We start from the raw sequence: 16,681 nt of genomic DNA on the forward strand, positions 1-16,681 counted from the left end.
AGCCCCCAGAGCCGCCGCAGCACACAGCACCACCGTCACCAGGGTCCGCTTGTCCACCGGCATGATCACCCCTCCGCTTTGCCCCGGCGAAGCATGCCCCGGGCACGGGGGCGGGTGCAAGGCCGGGGGCGGGGCTGGGAGGGGTGGGTTGGGGGTTTCCCGTCAGTCTCATCGTCTCTCCGTGTCGGGCCGGGCCCTCAAGGGCGCTCCCTGCGGTCGCGTCGCTTCGCGATGGCCTTCGGCCACCCTTGACCGCCCGTCCCGCCCCGGACATACGAAGACTGCCGGGAACCCCCCAAAGGAACGGGCCGGCTGTAAGACATAGACACAGGGCATCAGGGAGGCGACTGCCCGCTTCGGCGGGCACATTCCCGTCAGGGGCTCATAGGCAAGCACGCTCCGGGTCGGGAGGCGCATCAGATCACTACACACTTGCTCTCAGCTCAGCGACTACCACTCGCTCGGGGCTGGACATAAACGTCACAAGTCGCCCACGGCCCTTACCTATCCCTCTACCGGCAGCGGGTTGTTGGGTCAGGAAGGCAAAGGAAAGGGCGACTGCTGCAGCCGGTGCTGGATTGGCAGAGACTGCATGAGAGCCGTGGCAAACGAGTACGACGGCCCCGGCGGCTTCCCTACGGCTGTGGTGGCGCCTGCGGATATGAGTAGTGCGCTGCTGATGCAGGAAGCGCAGATAAGCCGGGGGATTCGCCCCCGGGCCGTGGGAGTCATGATGACTCCGTGAGCGCGTGTTGCTTGCACTGGATGCGGATGCGCTTTTGCCTCTCCAAGCCTCATCTACTGAAAGGGTTACGACTTCAGCGCCGATCCCGACAGGGTGCGGCCCTAGGCCCACGACCCCCATTTCTCCCGCTACGGTTTCCTGACAAGGGCCTTTCGGTCCCATGTGATACCGAACGGGTCAATCATCTCTCTCTGCGTGTCTCGCGGAAGGTGTCCGGGAACAGGTGCAGAGCTAGTTGTGGCCACGACGGAAATATCCTCGCCCCGTATGGTAATTCGCGGTGGTTCAAGGCTCGGGTCAGCTCCGGCGTTGTTCCGGGCATGGACGACGACTTGCTGGACGTGCTCCTCGACGGGGCCGCCGAGCCGCGCCTGAAGCTGATCAGCGAAAACGAGCCGCGGGCCATGATGATGCTCCTTGGGCTGCTCGACGACACCGAGCAGGCCGAGGACATCCGCCACGCGGCCTGGGAGCTGCGCTTCCGCATCCGCTCACGCGTGGCCCTGCCTCTATTGGAGGTGGCGGGCGGGGCCGATGACTGTGCCAGGGAGCACCAGCTCAGGGCGTGCGGATCACTGCTCCTGAGAAGAACCACTGCGCCCGGGCAGCGGCAAGGTGGACTCCCGCCCTGGCGGCTTCCAGGGTCTCGGGCACGGTCGCGCTCTGGGCGCCGTAGCGTGAGGTCTGCCCCACCCACAGCATGCGCATCATCGCCTCCACCGGGGCGATGGGGTCACCGCTCGTCGTGGAGATCGTGGTGCTCAGCTTGCGCCGAGTGTTCCCGATCTCCCCGAGCATCGTGCCGCGGGTCGCCTTCGCGTTGTTCGGCCGTATAACGGCATGCGCCGCGGACTCGACCGCCTTGATGGACTCGCTGTACGCGCGCGCCACATCCGGGCTTCGCCCATACGCCGCCTGCCACGCCGACGAGACCGGCGCCGTGGTGGTGTCATCCGGCAATGGCCCAGATGCGGCCGACCCGGCGACAGGACCGGCCGCCGCGTCGGTGATCGTCTGACACCGTCGGCAGTCTCCTCATCGAAACCCGCGCCCGTTTCGGCTACACCGCCACCGGCACCACCGACGACGACCGCATGCGCCACCTCTCCCAGGCCCTGCCCCCGGCCTACGCCGCCCGCCTCTTCGAAGCCCAGAAACAGGGCGCCACCGAGCAGCAGCTCCTCGACATCGCCGCCGAGGGCGTCCAAGAGATCTACTTCAAGGATCACGGCCGCCGTCGATGTGAGCCGAGGCACGTTTGGCGAGCGTGGCCCGGTAGAGGCAGCTTGAGAGCGGCGGTCTCGTTGAGGAAATGCCCGCAAGCGTTGGTCGAGCAGTGGTAGCCAGTGTTCAAGGGCTCGACCGCGTTGGTGGTCGAGATGATCATCCCGATCGGGGCGGAAGCCGAGGACGGGCACCGTCTCGCTCCAGGCACGTTCCGATGCCCGTACTGTCGCCGGGTAATTGGCCTGCCCTTTCTCGCTGAAGTCGGCCAGTCCCGAGGGCTTGGGTCTCGTCGGCGGCGGTGCAGACGGGTTCCAGGAGGCAATCAGTCTCGGCCAAAGCTGCACAGGGGCTGGGAGGGGCGGAATGAGTGATGATCTAGGGATGTGGCTTGTCCTTGCGGAGTAGAGGTGGGTGCGCATTTGAGCCATACCTGAAAAATTTTTCGCAGAATGGAGTGTTCCGCGGTTAGCGTTCAGTTCGCCTCGGGGGGGAGGCCGCATACAACGTCTCTTCCCTCCGTCATGCCCTCACCAGGGCTAATGAGCAAGGGAAGGAGAAATCGATGAGTACACGGCGCAAGCAAGCGGCCGCTCTGATGGCAGGTGTTGCGCTCCTCGGGATCGGCGGCATCACGCCAGCGAACGCGGGCGTCACCGCGGAAGGCCAGTTCGAGTCTCACATCTCGTGGTGGACGGCTCCGACGGAGTCCCGCCGCTGGTGGGATAACAACGACACCTCGGACTACACCGGCATCTACTTCCAGGGATGCAAGTCGGATGACGACCGCTACGGCTACGACTACGCGTCACTGACTCTGTGGAAGGACATCTCCAGCGCCCCGGACCGCAGCAAGGGCACTCGGAAAAACTACTGCGGGTGGGTTGACTACGGCGATCCGAACGACGCGGGTAACTACTACTTCGCGCTGACGGACGTCGGTAACGGCGACTACATCAACATCGACTACGTCAAGGTCGCCTGGTAGTCGCAATCCGGATCATGGGTCGGACTTCCGACCCGCGAGGGTGCCGCCCGGCAGAGGCGGCGCCGGAAACACGGAAGAGGGATCAAGTGAAGATCGGTTTGAAGTCGTGGTCCGGGACGATGGCCGGAGCCGCCCTGCTGAGTGCGGTGTCGGTGATTCCGGCGCACGCCGGCGTGACGGCGGAGGGTCAGTTCGAGTCGCACATCAGCGGGTGGCGCGCGGGTAACGAGTCCCGCCGCTGGTGGGACAACAACGACACCTCGGACTACACGGGTATCTACTTCTCGGGCTGTGAGGCGGACGGCGGTGGCGGCTTCAACTTCGCCGGGCTGCAGTTGTGGAAGGACGTCCCTGCCTCCCCAGACCGTTCCAAGGGGACCCGGACGAACTACTGCGGGTGGGTGGACTACGGCGACCCGAACGACGCGGGTAACTACTACTTCGCGCTGACGGACGTGTCTCACGGCACGATAATCTCCGTCGATTACGTGAAGGTCGCCTGGTAGTACCGTTGTTGAACAAGTAATACGAGGGTCCCGGTGGATTCAGCACCGGGACCCTCTCCTGTCCACTGTCCCACAACCAAAGCCATCCCACTGGCGGTGGGGTGGCGGATTGTGCGTTCCTCCATGGCTCTGATTTTTGATCATGTTTCGTTTCGGTACGGGCGGAAGACACCCGTTTTCCATGACTTCAGTCTCCGGATTGACGCGCGGGCGACCGTCCTCCTCGGCCCGAACGGAGCCGGCAAGTCCACACTGATGGCCATCGCCGCCTCCCACCTGCCCCCCTCCTCCGGATCGGTCACCTTCAACGGAGGCACCGCAAAGGGCCGCCAACTGGCCTCCTATCGCAAAGGCGTGGCGTGGATCCCCCAGCAGATCACCCCCATGCCCGGGCTGACCGTGCGCGAACAGGTCGCCTACGCAGGATGGCTCAAGGGGATGCCGAAAGACTTGGCGTGGAAAGCGTCCGAGGACGCGCTGCGCCGCGTCGACCTCACCCGCCTCGCGGAGCGTAAGAGCCACCAGGTGTCCGGAGGGCAGCTCCGCCGCATGGGGATCGCCGGGGCACTGACCCACCGCAGCGAGCTGATCTTGATGGACGAGCCGACCGCCGGCCTCGACCCCACACAGCGCCTGGTGTTCCGTGAGCTCCTCGCCGACCTCGCCGGCAGCGTGCAAGTGATCGTCTCCACCCACCAGACCGAAGACCTCGCCGACCTGTATACGCACGTGGCGGTCCTCGCCCACGGCAAGATCTGCTTCCAGGGCAGCCCCGCCGACTTCCACGCCCTGGCACCGTCCGCCACACGCGGACGCGAGCAGGCAGAAGCCGCCTACGTGATGCTCGTCGGACGGGAGATCTGACCGATGCGTACCGCCACCCTCCTGCGGTCCTCCTCCGCCGGATTCATGCTCGTCTTCCTCGCCGGCTACGTCCTACTGCTCCTGTCGGAACCGATCACCACGGGCACCGTCCCCGGTTACGGGCCGTCCGCCCTCGGCAACGCCTCCTACACGATCCCCTTCGCCGCCGCCGCGTGCGCGGCGAGCGGAGCGTGGGAAAGCTCACGATTGCGCCGGGGCAATGTGTTCGGGCAGGCTCCTTCCCGCAGCCGGCTCGCCATCGCGCTACCGCTGCTGGTCCCGGTGTGGGCGATGGGCGTTGCCGGGATGCTCATAGCGGTCGGTGTCGCGGTCTCGGCCGCGGGAACACTTCCGCCGTTCTCCCACCTGGGCATGTTCGTGGTGTACGCACTGCTGATGGCGGCCGCCACGCTGGCCGGATACCTCCTGGGCGGCCGTCTTCCGCACCTTGCGGCCGCACCGTTGGCAATGGTCGCCGGGTTCTGCCTGACCGCGTTCCCCGGATCCTGGGACACCCCGTGGCCCCGCCACCTGGTCGCCGGCGCCTACGACAGCTGCTGCTCGGTCGGATCGGTCATCGACCCCGTGGCCGTGTGGGCGCCGCTCCTGTTCACAGGCGGGATCATCACCGCATGCCTCCTCGCGATCGCCCAGGCCGGCCGCTGGAAGCCTTTGGCCGCCCTGGTTGCCGCGTCTGTAGCCTCGGTGTTCCTGGTAGTGGACATGGGCTATGACCCGGTAGCCGACCGGAACCCCGACGCTCTGGTCTGCGACAACGCCGGCGTACCGGAAGTGTGCCTGTGGCCCGAGACCCCGGGACGCTCCCGGATCGTGGCGACCACCCGCACCTACAGCGGCCGCCTGAAGGACGCCGGGCTTCCCGTGCTCGCCTCCCTCACCCAAAACAGTGACCTCAGGCCCGGACAGGCCGGCTTCGGAGGCAAAGGCCGGGTCCGCGAGCAGGACATCGCTGCCAACCTCACCAACACACTTCTGCCCCCCATCCCCGAGTGCGCCCGAACCAGCCACAAGTACCCGGCGTTCCCCGCCCGGGGACCGCTCACCGCATGGTTGACCGCCATAACCACCGAAGCTCCCCCTGCGGCGGTCCAGGGTCGCGTCTCACCCGACGACGCGAAACTCGCCCAGAAGGTTCTCACGCTGCCCTCCGACCGTCAGCACGCCTGGTACGAAACAAACCGGGCCGCGCTCACAGGCTGCGACCAGAAGCCGAGCCTGAACCCTGAAGGAGCAGGTCGGTGAACTGGTGGGCCGCATCTCGCAACGTCCTCACCCTCGCCGCCGTCACCGTAGTGACGGCCGGCGCAGGCCTGGCATTCGGACAAAGCCGCATCCCCGTACCCGCGATGGTCGGCGGGGCCGGACAGTTCCTTCTCGCCGCGCTGATCACCGTCATCCCCGCCGTGACATGGCTCGCCTTCACCGGCCGCGCCCGCGATGCCACTGAAACGGTCGCTGTGCGGGCCGTCCACCGCTTCGATACCGCCCTCGCCGCCGCCTGCGCGACCCTCGCCCTGAGCATGGCCGTTCTCGGACACTTCGCGGGCGCCGACGCCGTGGCCCTGGCGATCGGCCGGAACACTGCTTTTTACCTAGGCCTGGCGCTCATCCTGAACCCCCTCACCGGCGCCCGGATCGCAGCCCCCGTCGTCACCGCCATACCCCTGGTCCTCGCCGTCGGAGGATGGAAGAGCGGCGGCCGCGGAGCGCAGCCATGGGCCGTCGTCCTGCACCCCGCACTCAGCATGCCCGCTCTCCTGGCGGGCGTCGCGGTCCTGGTTGCCGGGGCGACGTTCAGCAGCCTCAGGCCGCCACGCGGCGCCCTCTAACAGACCGACCTCCACTGACCACACAACCAACAAGACGGGCCGCCCCACTCAACCTGGGGCGGCCTGTCCGCACTCTACGGACCTCGCAGGCGGTCGGCGATCGGGACATCAACGTGCCTCACTTTTCACCTCACGTGATGCCGCCCGCCCGGCTCCCACCCTCCGACCCCGACCCCGATCCGCCCCCCGACCCCGACCCCGACCCCGCCCACAGCCCCGTCCCCGTCAGCTCCAGCAAGGCGATCGCGTTGGCGCGGACTATGCGGTCCACCGTGTCCGGGGGGAGGTGGCCCATCTGGGCTTCGCCGACCTCGCGGGATTTGGGCCAGGTCGAGTCCGAGTGGGGGTAGTCCGTTTCGTAGAGGACGTTGCCCGCGCCGATCGCGTCCAGGTTCCTCAGGCCGAAGGCGTCGTCGAAGAAGCAGCCGAAGACGTGCTCCGCGAAGAGTTCCGACGGCGGGCGGTGGACCTTGTCCGCCACGCCGCCCCAACCGCGGTTCTCCTCCCAGACCACGTCGGCGCGCTCCAGGATGTACGGGATCCAGCCGATCTGGCCTTCCGCGTACATGATTTTCAGGGCGGGGAAGCGCTCGAACTTGCCGCTCATGAGCCAGTCGACCATCGAGAAGCAGCAGTTGGCGAAGGTGATGGTGGAGCCGACCGCCGGCGGGGCGTCCGCCGAGGTGGACGGCATGCGGGACGAGGAGCCGATGTGCATGGCGATGACCGTGCCGGTCTCGTCGCACGCCTGGAGGAAGGGGTCCCACGCGTCGGTGTGGATGGACGGCAGGCCCAGGTGCGGGGGTATCTCCGAGAAGGCGACGGCGCGGACGCCGCGCGCCGCGTTGCGCCGGACCTCGGCTGCGGCCAGCTGGGCGTCCCACAGCGGTATGAGGGTCAGGGGGATCAGCCGGCCGCGGGCGTCCGGGCCGCACCACTCCTCCACCATCCAGTCGTTGTAGGCCCGTACGCACAGCAGCCCCAGCTCGCGGTCCGTCGCCTCGGTGAAGGTCTGGCCGCAGAAGCGCGGGAAGGTGGGGAAGCAGAGGGCGGACTGGACGTGGTTGACGTCCATGTCCGCGAGCCGCTCGGGAACCGAGAAGGACCCCGGGCGCATCTGCTCGTAGGTGATGACTTCCAGTTTGATCTCGTCGCGGTCGTACCCGACAGCCGTGTCGAGCCGGGTGAGCGGCCGGTGCAGGTCCTCGTACACCCACCAGTCCCCGATCGGGCCGTCGTCGCCCTTGGCCCCCATGACGGGGGCGAACTTGCCGCCGAGGAAGGTCATTTCCTTCAAGGGGGCGCGGACGACCCGGGGGCCGGTGTCCTTGTACTTGGACGGGAGCCGGTCCCGCCAGACGTGAGGGGGCTCCACCGTGTGGTCGTCAACCGAGATGATCTTCGGGAAGGTCTCCATGGCCCTTACGGTAGCGCTGATCTGACGCATCGTCAGCTAGTTGCGGATCGATCGGTCCGTGACAGGCTGACGTGTACGCGCAAGACAGGGCAGACTGACCACGACACCGACGGAAGGCAGGGGGGACGACAGATGGACGGCGTACCGGCCATCCCGCACCCGCGAAACCACCCCGAGGCATCCCGGAGCCACTCCGAGCGCGCGAGCGCGTCCGCTCCCGCGCCGGCCGCCTCCGGCGGGTCCCGTTTCGCCGTCCTCGGACCCATCCGCGCCTGGCGCGGCGCCGACGCGCTGCCCTCCGGCACCCCCCAGCAGCGCGCCCTGCTCGCCACGCTCCTGCTGCGCGACGGCCGCACCGCCACCGCGCCCGAACTCATCGACGCCATCTGGGGCGAGGACCCGCCGCAGCAGGCGCTGGCCACCATCCGCACCTACGCCTCCCGCCTGCGCAAGGTCCTCGACGCCGGGATGCTCGTCACCGAGTCCGGCGGTTACGCCATCCGCCTGCGCAGCGCCGCCACCCTCGACCTCGGGGTCGCCCGCAGCCTCGCCGCCGACGCCGAGGCCGCCCGGGCAGCCGGCGACCGCGCCCTCGCCCGTACGCTGCTGGCCCGCGCCCTGGACCTGTGGGACGGCGAGTCCCTCGCCGGAGTCCCCGGACCCGCCGCCGCCACCGAGCGCACCCGGCTCGACGAGTGGCGCCTGCAGCTGCTGGAGACCCGCCTCGACCTCGACCTGGAGGTCGGCCACCACGCCGAGGCCGTCTCCGAACTCACGGCCCTCACCGCCGCCCACCCCCTGCGCGAGCGCCTGCGCGAGCTGCTGATGCTCGCCCTCTACCGCAGCGGCCGGCAGGCAGAGGCGCTCGCCGTCTACGCCGACACCCGCCGGCTCCTGGCCGACGAGCTCGGCGTCGATCCGCGCCCCGAGCTCTCCGCCCTCCAGCAGCGCATCCTCAACGCCGACGCGGACCTGGCCCGCGCCGAGGACCCGGCGCCGGCAGCCGCCGCCGTCCACGTGCGCCCCGCACAACTCCCCGCTACCGTGCCCGACTTCACGGGACGCGCCGGCTTCGTCGACGAGCTCGGCGCCATCCTCTCCGGCGGCGCCGAGGGCCAGGTCATGGCCGTCTCCGCGCTGGCCGGCATCGGCGGCGTCGGCAAGACCACCCTCGCCGTGCACGTCGCGCACGCAGCCCGTCCCTACTTCCCCGACGGCCAGCTCTACGTCGACCTCCAGGGCACCGGCGCCGGCTCCGCCGAACCCGAGGCCGTCCTCGGCTCCTTCCTGCGCGCCCTCGGCACCCCCGACAGCGCCATCCCGGACTCCCCCGCCGACCGCGCCGCGCTCTACCGTTCCACCTTGGACGGCCGCCGCGTCCTGGTCCTGCTCGACAACGCCCGCGACGCCGCCCAGGTGCGCCCGCTGCTGCCGGGCACCGCCGGCTGCGCCGCCCTGGTCACCAGCCGCGTCCGCATGGCGGGTCTGGCCGGCGCCCATCTCGTCGACCTCGACGTGATGAGCCCCGAGGAGGCCCTCCAGCTCTTCACCCGGATCGTCGGGGCCGAGCGGGTCGGAGCCGAACGCCAGGCCGCACTCGACGTGGTCGGCGCCTGCGGCTTCCTGCCGCTCGCCATCCGCATCGCCGCCTCCCGCCTCGCCGCGCGCCGCACCTGGACCGTCTCCGTCCTCGCCGCGAAGCTCGCCGACGAGCGCCGCCGCCTGGACGAGCTCCAGGCCGGCGACCTCGCCGTCAAGGCCACCTTCGAGCTCGGCTACGGGCAGCTGGAGCCTGCCCAGCAGCGCGCCTTCCGCCTGCTGGGCCTCGCCGACGGCCCCGACATCTCGCTGGCCGCGGCGGCCGCCGTGCTCGACCTAGCCGAGCACGACACGGAGGACCTCCTGGAGGCCCTGGTCGACTGCTCCCTCCTCGAATCCGCCGCCCCCGGCCGCTACCGCTTCCACGACCTCGTACGCCTCTACGCGCGTGCGTGCGCGGAGCGCGACGAGCAGCCGCCGAGCCGGCGCGGCGCGGCCCTGGACCGGCTGCTGGACTTCTACCTGGCCACCGCCTCCGGGGTCTACGCCCTGGAGCGCCCCGGCGACCGGCTCCCCGCGCACCTGTCCGACACCCACTACCCGGGGCTGGCCTTCGCCGATCCGCGGGCCGCCCTGGACTGGCTGTACGCGGAGGCCGACCCCTTGCTGGCCTGCGTCCGGCAGGCAGCCGCCCGCACCGACGACAGCACGGGCACCGGCCCCGACGACAGCACGGGCACCGGCGACAGCATCGGCGAAGGCACCGGCGGGACGAACGTCCTGCGCCGGGCGGTCGACCTGCTGTGGGCGGCGAAGGACCTCGCCGAGTCGGGGGCCAACTCCAAGCAGTACGAGTCGGCCGCGATGGCACTGCGCGACGCGGCCCGGGCCGCCGAGGACCCCCGCGCCGAGGGCCGGGCGCGCACCACCCTGACCATGGTCCACCTCTTCACGGGCCGCTTCACGGAAGCCGACGACGAGGCCCGCCAGGCCATGGCGCTCGCCCGCGCGGCCGCCGACCCGCTGCCCAGCTGCTGGGCCCCCAACGACCGCGGCATCATCGCCCTCTACCAGGGGCGCCACACGGACGGCGAGCGCTACCTGCTGGAGGCGATCGACAACTTCCGCGCCGACGGCAACAACGTCGGCGAGGCCAGCGCGCTGTGCAACCTCTCCCGCATCCACGTGGAGCTGGGCCGCCTCACCAGCGCCATCGACCTCGCCCAGCAGGGCATCGCCATCTACGACCGGATGGGGCTGACCCTGCGCCTGGCCAACGGCCGCTACGCGCTGGGCATCGCCCTCACCCAGGCGGGCCGGCTCGGCGAGGCGCTGTCGCAGCTCGCCGAGGCGCTGTCGCTGTTCCACGACAACCGCCAGCGCCTGTGGGAGGGCGTGACCCACTTCCGGCTCGCCGAGGCCCATCTGGCGGCGCGCCGTCCCACGCTGGCCGCCTCGCACGCCGAGCAGGCCATCGCGCTGCGCGGCATCGGCGGCGAGTGGCGCCGGGCGACGGTGCTGACCGTGCTGGGGAAGGCGCTGCGGCGGCTGGGCCAGACGGACCGGGCGCGGGCGTGCTGGCGGGACGCGGAGACGGTGTTCGCGCAGCTGGGATCGTCGGAACTGGCCGAGGTCCGGGCCCTGCTGGCCACGGAAATCGCCGCCTGAGCCCCGGCCGGGTGCGCGATGAACGAGGCGTTCATCGTTCGTTTATCGTCTCGCGGCACCATAAGGACATCGACCCGGTGCGCCGGGGGGGCATCCGGGTCGGTTGGAGGACTACCCGTTCGGCGGTCCGCGGGGGAATCGCCGAACGGGCCCTACCCATCCATCAGGAGAACCGATGACGACGAACGAGAACACCCTGCCGACCGACAGCCCGCTCGGGCCGCTCGACAACCACGCTTCGGGGGTCGAGATCGAGACGCTGGACAACCACGCGTCGGGCATCGGGATCAAGCCGCTGGACACCAACGCGGCGGACGAGGAGATCCAGACGCTGGACAACCACGCGTCCGGCCCGCGTCCGTAGCAGCGGGCGCAGTACACGAACGTACGGGGGAAACGTACGGGGGAACGTACGGGGGAACGTACGGGGGAACGTACGGGGGAACGTACGGGGGAACGTACGGGGGAACGGCGGCCGCGGTGGCCTGGAGGGGAAGCCACCGCGGCCGCCGCCGTGTGTCCGCTGCCCGCGGTCTCCCGCAGGCAGCGGGGGTCGGGCGCCGCCGTCCTTCCGGCTCCGGCAGGTGCGGCCGTCGTGATCCCGCCGCCGGGGCCGGCCCGGTCACTAGTCTGGGGTCGTGTTCTCCTCCCACGGGCCGAGCGTCCGCGAACTCGCCGTGCAGGCCCTCTCCTCCGTCGAGCGCGGTTACGACCTGCTCGCGCCGAAGTTCGACCACACGCCCTTCCGCACTCCGGACCGCATCCTCGACGCCGTCGAGGAGACCCTCGCCCAGCGGGAGGGTTCCTTCGGAGCCGGCCTGGACCTGTGCTGCGGCACGGGCGCCGCGACCGGAATGCTGCGGCGGCTGTGCCGGGAGCGCGTGACCGGGGTGGACCTCAGCGCGGGCATGCTGGCCCGGGCCGCGCGGGCGCACGGTCCCGGCTCGCCGCCGGTGGACTTCGTACGGGCCGACGCGCGCGCCCTGCCGTCGGCACTGCGCGACTCCTACGACCTGGCCGTCAGCTTCGGTGCCTTCGGCCACTTCCTGCCGGCCGAGCGGCCTGCCGTCTTCGGCGGCGTGCACTGCGCGCTGCGCGAGGGCGGCCTCTTCGCCTTCCCGATCGGCGCCCCGCTCTCGCCGTCCGCCCCGGTGTGGTGGGCGCTGGCCGGATTCGACGCGGCGATGCGGGTGCGCAACGCGGTGTGGCGGCCTCCCTTCGTCATGTACTACCGGACCTTCCCGCTGGGCGGGGTCCGCGACGACCTGCGGGCCGCCGGTTTCGCGGTGACGACCGTGGCGCTGGAGCACTTCGGGCGGCTGCCCGGGGGCGCGCCGCGCTGGCGGCTGGTCCTGGCCCGCAAGACCGGCGGCCCGGACGCAGGCGGCCCCGACACCGGAGGCCCCGACGCCGACTGCCCGGACACAGGTGGGCAGCGTCCGGCCGACACTCCCTAGGGCAGGGCCGCCGGGCGGGCCCGCAGTTCGCGTTTGAGCACCTTTCCACTCGCGTTGCGCGGCAGCTCGGGGACGAACTCGACCGCGCGCGGCACCTTGTAGTTGGCCATCTCCCGGCGGGACCAGGCGATCAGGCCGTCGGCGGTGAGGGTGGAACCGGGCCGCCGGACGGCGTACGCCTTGCCGACCTCTCCGAGGCGCGGGTCGGGAACGCCGACGACCGCCACGTCCGCGACGTCCGGGTGGAGGCCGAGGAGCTGCTCGATCTCGGCGGGGTAGGCGTTGAACCCGCCGACGATGAACATGTCCTTGATCCGGTCGGTGATGCGCAGGTTGCCGCCGCTGTCGAGGACCCCGACGTCCCCGGTGCGCAGCCAGCCCTCGGGGGTGACGGCCGCGGCGGTCTCGGCCGGGTCCTCGAAGTAGCCCTGCATGACGTGGTGGCCGCGGACCCAGACCTCGCCGGCCGTGCCGGCGGGCCGGGCGTTCCCGTCGGGGCCGGCGATGCGCAGCTCCGTACCGGGTACGGGGCGCCCCGAAGTCGCCGCGATGACCTCGGCCGGGTCGCCGCGGCGGCACATGGTGACGATGCCGCTGGCCTCGGAGAGGCCGTAGGCGGTGAGGACGGTGGCGACGCGCAGCTCGCCGCGCAGCCGTTCGACGAGCCGCAGCGGGACGATCGCCGCACCGGTGACGACCAGGCGCAGGGCGGACAGGTCGTGGTGGTCGCGGTGGGGATGGTCGAGGAGGGACTGGTGGAGGGTGGGCGGCCCGGGGAGGACGGAGATCCGTTCGGCGGCGACGTTCGCGAGGACGGTGTCCACGTCGAAGACGGGCTGGGGGACCATCGTGGCCCCGCGCATCAGGCAGGCGATGATCCCGGCCTTGTAGCCGAAGGTGTGGAAGAAGGGGTTCACGATCAGGTAGCGGTCGCCTTCGCGCAGGCCGGCGAGCTCGCTCCAGACGGCGTAGCAGCGCAGGGACTGGGCGTGGGTGATGACGGCGCCCTTGGGGCTGCCGGTGGTGCCGGAGGTGAAGACGATGTCGGAGGGGGCGTCGGAGGGGATCGCCCCGGCCCGTTCGCGGACGGTCCGGGCCGGTATCCGGTCCCCGCCCGCGAGGAAGTCCTTCCAGGTGCGGAAGGAGTGGGGGGCGTCCTCGGCGAGCACGACGACGTGTTCCAGGTACGGGAGCCCCGGCAGCGGCCCGGAGCCGGGGCCTTCGGCGGCCGCGCGGCGCAGGGAGGCGACGTAGGAGGCGCCGAGGAAGGTGCCGGTGACGAAGAGCAGTCTGGCTCGGCTGCGCTGGAGGACATAGACGGCTTCGGCGCCCTTGAAGCGGGTGTTGAGGGGGACCAGGACCGCGCCGGCGGAGACGGCACCGAGGGCGGAGACGATCCACTCCAGGGTGTTGGGGGCCCAGACGGCGACCCGGTCGCCCGGTTCGATCCCGGCGGCGATGCAGGCGGCGGCGGCGCGCTCGACGCGCGCGCCGAGCTGGGCGTAGTCGATGCGGACGCGGCCGTCGACGACGGCCTCGCGCTCCGCGTACCGGGCCGCCGCGTCCCTGACGAGTCCGGCGAGGCTGCCCCAGCGGAGGTCGCCCCGGGGGTCCTCGGGGGTGTCGGCGCCGGCTCCGGCTCCGGTATCGACTCCGGGGCCGGCCGCGGGGCCGGCTGCGGGGCCGGCTGCGAGGCCGGCTGCGGGCTCGTCCCGGCAGGGGCCCGCGTCCCCGTATCCGCCTCCGCCGGGTCCCGCGCCCCCGCCCCCGCCCCCGCCCGGTCCCGCGCCCCCGCCCCCGTGCCGGGATCCGCCCCCGTCCCCGTTCCCGGCCGGCTCCCCGCGTCCGTCCTCGTCCATGGCCCGTTCCTCCCCCGTACCCGGTACCGCAGTAGCTGACTATCCGTCAGATTAGCTGTACCCTTCGCGGCTGTCAGCACTGGTGCACACCGGAGGTGGGCGATGGTGGCAACGCTCAAAGACGCTACGGCGATAGTCGGCATCGGGCAGACCGCCTTCGCCAAACGACTCCCCCAGTCCGAGAAGGAACTGGCCTGCCGGGCCATCCTGGCGGCGCTCGCCGACGCCGGCATCCAGCCCTGCGAGGTCGACGCCTTCGCCTCCTACACCATGGAGGAGACCGACGAGGTCGAGGTCGCCAAGGCCGTGGGCGCCGGGGACGTGACCTTCTTCTCCAAGGTCGGCTACGGCGGTGGCGGTTCCTGCGCCACCGTCGGCCACCTCGCGGCCGCCGTCGCCACCGGCCAGGCCACCGCTGGCGTCGCGTGGCGCTCGCGCAAACGCGGGTCCGGGCCGCGCCCCTGGAAGAACACCGCCGTCCAGCTCCCCACCCCCGGCCAGTGGACCCGCCCCTTCGGCCTGCTGCGACCCGCCGATGAGATCGGCATGCTGGCCCGCCGCTACATGCACGAGTACGGCGCCACGCGCGACCACCTCTTCAACGTGGCGATGGCCTGCCGCAACCGGGCCAACGAGAACCCCGCCGCGATGATGTACGAGCGCCCGCTGACCCGCGAGATGTACATGACCTCCCGCATGATCAGCGACCCGCTCTGCCTGTTCGACAACTGCCTGGAGACCGACGGCGCCCTGGCCTGCGTGATCGTGTCCGCCGAGCGGGCCCGGGACTGCCGCCAACGCCCCGTCTACGTGCACTCCGTCGCCCAGGGCCTGCCCGCCCAGCACCACGGCATGGTCAACTACTGGAACGACGACCCGCTGTCCGGGCCGGCCTGGACGGCCGCCCGCCATCTGTGGAAGCAGGCCGACTTCGGCCCCCCGGACGTGGACGTCGCCCAGATCTACGACGCCTTCACCCCGCTGATCCCGCTCTCGCTGGAGGGCTACGGCTTCTGCGACCGCGGCGAGGGCGCCGCCTTCACCGAGGGCGGCGCCCTGGAGATGGGCGGCCGGCTCCCGATCAACACCGGGGGCGGCGGACTGAGCGAGGCGTACGTACACGGTTTCAACCTGATCAACGAGGGGGTCAAGCAGCTGCGGGGGACCTCCACCGCCCAGGTGCCGGACGCCGCGACCTGCCTGGTGACGGCGGGCGAAGGCGTCCCGACGTCCGCGATCCTGCTTCGAGCCTGAGGAGAACCGCGCCATGACGACGACCGCCGCGCACGCCGCCGCCGCAGAAGCGCTCCTGCTGCCCGTCCCCGACGAGGACGGCGCCCCCTTCTGGAAGCACGCGGCCCGGGGCGAACTGCGCATCCAGGCCTGCACCGCCTGCGGCCGGCTGCGCTTCCCGCCCCGGCCCTGCTGCCCGCACTGCCAGTCCTTCGACAGCGAGTGGCGCCCGGTGAGCGGTCGCGGCCGCATCTGGTCCTACGTCCTGCCCCACCCGCCGCTGCTCCCCGCGTACGCGGCGCAGGCCCCGTACAACGTCATCCTCGTGGAACTCGCCGAAGCCCCGCACATCCGGCTGGCCGGGAACCTGGTGACCTCGGCCGACGCCCCGCTGAACTCGGTGGACCCGGCCCGGCTGCGCATCGGCGCACGGGTGCAGGTGGTCTTCACCGACACGGGCGGGATGGCCGTGCCGCGCTGGACGCTGGAGAAGGCATGACGCTGCGGGTGGAGCGGGACGGGGACAGCGGGGTCGCCGTCGTCACACTGGACCGGGAGCACCGGCACAACGCCATCGACCTGGCGACGGCCGGCGAGCTGACAGCGGTGTGGCGGGAGTTCCGCACCGCCCCGGACGTCCGGGCGGTGGTGCTGACGGGCTCCGGTACGGCAGCCTTCTGCACCGGCATCGACCGCGGCGTGCAGGTGCCGCAGCCGCCGTCCCCGTACTCGGTGGACGATCCGCTGGCCGCGATCGGCCCCAAGGCGGGCGACCTGTGGAAGCCGGTGGTCGCCGCCGTCAACGGCATGGCGTGCGGCGGTGCGTTCTACCTGCTGGGCGAGGCGGAGTTCATCATCTCCTCGTCGGCGGCGACGTACTTCGACCCGCACACCGCCTACGGCATGGTCAGCGCCTACGAAGCCGTCTACATGGCGCAGCGGATTCCCTTCGGGGAGGCCGCGCGGATGTCCCTGATGGGCACGGCGGAGCGGCTCTCCGCGCAGCGGGCCTACGAGATCGGGCTCGTCTCGGAGCTGGCCGAGCCCGCGCAGCTGCTGCCGGCGGCGCTGCGCGCGGCGCGGACGCTGGCGGGCTTCCCGACGGAGGCGGTGCAGGGCACCGTACGGGCCCTGTGGTCGGCGAAGCAGGCGGCCCTGCAGCAGGCGCTGGCGCAGGCCCCGGCGCTGATCGCGCTGGGCAACGCGGCGCCGGAACGCCAGGCGGAACTGTTCGGTGCCCGCCGGCCGGGCACGGACTTCCGGCTGCGCTGAGCCGGCGCGGGGCTCTGGCGGGAGTCACGCCGGGCCGGCGGGGGGCGGCGCGGGGGGCG

The 16,681-nt window shown here is 71.2% G+C and carries 15 protein-coding genes and 1 pseudogene; 13 read left to right on the forward strand and 3 right to left on the reverse strand.

Features of this window, described 5'->3' with window-relative positions; translation table 11 throughout:
- Window positions 1–1,303: 1,303 nt before the first annotated feature.
- A complete protein-coding gene (locus tag AMK16_RS36725) occupies window positions 1,304–1,453 on the reverse strand; it encodes a hypothetical protein (protein ID WP_206780522.1) in 150 nt (49 codons plus the stop codon).
- On the opposite strand from AMK16_RS36725, the gene AMK16_RS36730 reads away from it, so the two are divergent.
- The 7 genes and pseudogenes from AMK16_RS36730 to AMK16_RS24645 all read left to right on the forward strand — a co-directional run bounded on the left by AMK16_RS36730 (window position 1,446) and on the right by AMK16_RS24645 (window position 6,177).
- Window positions 1,446–1,763: a hypothetical protein gene (locus tag AMK16_RS36730; protein ID WP_199885556.1), complete on the forward strand. Its 318-nt coding sequence runs from the start codon at window positions 1,446–1,448 to the stop codon at window positions 1,761–1,763. The genes AMK16_RS36725 and AMK16_RS36730 overlap by 8 nt on opposite strands.
- 13 nt (window positions 1,764–1,776) lie before the next feature.
- Window positions 1,777–2,088: pseudogene (gene tpg, locus AMK16_RS37455) on the forward strand (telomere-protecting terminal protein Tpg); the annotation flags it as partial.
- 446 nt (window positions 2,089–2,534) lie between these two features.
- Window positions 2,535–2,957 carry a hypothetical protein gene (locus tag AMK16_RS24625; protein ID WP_073919424.1) on the forward strand — a complete coding sequence of 141 codons (423 nt, stop codon included), beginning with the start codon at window positions 2,535–2,537 and terminating at the stop codon, window positions 2,955–2,957.
- A gap of 86 nt (window positions 2,958–3,043) precedes the next feature.
- A complete protein-coding gene (locus AMK16_RS24630; protein ID WP_073919426.1) occupies window positions 3,044–3,463 on the forward strand; it encodes a hypothetical protein in 420 nt (139 codons plus the stop codon).
- A gap of 123 nt (window positions 3,464–3,586) precedes the next feature.
- Entirely contained in the window at window positions 3,587–4,327 is a 741-nt protein-coding gene (locus tag AMK16_RS24635) for an ATP-binding cassette domain-containing protein (protein WP_073919428.1), read from the forward strand.
- A 3-nt stretch (window positions 4,328–4,330) separates the two neighbouring features.
- Complete coding sequence (locus AMK16_RS24640; protein ID WP_073919431.1) at window positions 4,331–5,590, forward strand: DUF7224 domain-containing protein; 1,260 nt, start codon at window positions 4,331–4,333, stop codon at window positions 5,588–5,590.
- On the forward strand, window positions 5,587–6,177 hold the full coding sequence (locus AMK16_RS24645) for a hypothetical protein (RefSeq protein WP_073919434.1): 591 nt from the start codon (window positions 5,587–5,589) through the stop codon (window positions 6,175–6,177). The genes AMK16_RS24640 and AMK16_RS24645 overlap by 4 nt, the downstream gene beginning before the upstream one ends.
- A 130-nt stretch (window positions 6,178–6,307) precedes the next feature.
- Here the strand turns inward: AMK16_RS24645 and AMK16_RS24650 are convergent, their stop codons facing one another.
- Window positions 6,308–7,594 (reverse strand): amidohydrolase family protein, encoded by a 1,287-nt coding sequence (locus AMK16_RS24650; protein WP_073919436.1) that lies wholly within the window; start codon window positions 7,592–7,594, stop codon window positions 6,308–6,310.
- 132 nt (window positions 7,595–7,726) lie between these two features.
- Between AMK16_RS24650 and AMK16_RS24655 the strand changes: the two genes are divergently transcribed.
- The 3 genes from AMK16_RS24655 (at window position 7,727) to AMK16_RS24665 (ending at window position 12,258) form a co-directional block, all read left to right on the forward strand.
- The gene (locus AMK16_RS24655; RefSeq protein ID WP_073919439.1) at window positions 7,727–10,801 is read left to right on the forward strand and encodes an AfsR/SARP family transcriptional regulator; all 3,075 of its coding nucleotides are present in this window, start codon (window positions 7,727–7,729) and stop codon (window positions 10,799–10,801) included.
- A 175-nt stretch (window positions 10,802–10,976) separates the two neighbouring features.
- Window positions 10,977–11,165: a hypothetical protein gene (locus tag AMK16_RS24660; protein ID WP_073919441.1), complete on the forward strand. Its 189-nt coding sequence runs from the start codon at window positions 10,977–10,979 to the stop codon at window positions 11,163–11,165.
- A 274-nt stretch (window positions 11,166–11,439) separates the two neighbouring features.
- Complete coding sequence (locus tag AMK16_RS24665; protein WP_079191697.1) at window positions 11,440–12,258, forward strand: class I SAM-dependent methyltransferase; 819 nt, start codon at window positions 11,440–11,442, stop codon at window positions 12,256–12,258.
- Here AMK16_RS24665 and AMK16_RS24670 read toward each other — a convergent pair.
- A complete protein-coding gene (locus tag AMK16_RS24670; protein ID WP_242438884.1) occupies window positions 12,255–14,117 on the reverse strand; it encodes a FadD3 family acyl-CoA ligase in 1,863 nt (620 codons plus the stop codon). The two genes, AMK16_RS24665 and AMK16_RS24670, sit on opposite strands and share 4 nt — an antisense overlap.
- Before the next feature lie 102 nt (window positions 14,118–14,219).
- Here AMK16_RS24670 and AMK16_RS24675 point away from each other — a divergent pair, with 102 nt between their 5' ends.
- The 3 genes from AMK16_RS24675 to AMK16_RS24685 are packed head-to-tail and all read left to right on the forward strand — an operon-like array spanning window position 14,220 to window position 16,622.
- Window positions 14,220–15,371 (forward strand): lipid-transfer protein, encoded by a 1,152-nt coding sequence (locus AMK16_RS24675; protein WP_073919443.1) that lies wholly within the window; start codon window positions 14,220–14,222, stop codon window positions 15,369–15,371.
- Window positions 15,372–15,384: 13 nt separating this feature from the next.
- The gene (locus AMK16_RS24680) at window positions 15,385–15,849 is read left to right on the forward strand and encodes a Zn-ribbon domain-containing OB-fold protein (RefSeq protein WP_073919446.1); all 465 of its coding nucleotides are present in this window, start codon (window positions 15,385–15,387) and stop codon (window positions 15,847–15,849) included.
- On the forward strand, window positions 15,846–16,622 hold the full coding sequence (locus tag AMK16_RS24685; RefSeq protein ID WP_073919449.1) for an enoyl-CoA hydratase/isomerase family protein: 777 nt from the start codon (window positions 15,846–15,848) through the stop codon (window positions 16,620–16,622). The genes AMK16_RS24680 and AMK16_RS24685 overlap by 4 nt, the downstream gene beginning before the upstream one ends.
- Window positions 16,623–16,681: the final 59 nt, after the last annotated feature.

The organism is Streptomyces sp. CB00455 (assembly GCF_001905445.1).
Taxonomy (GTDB): Bacteria; Actinomycetota; Actinomycetes; order Streptomycetales; family Streptomycetaceae; genus Streptomyces.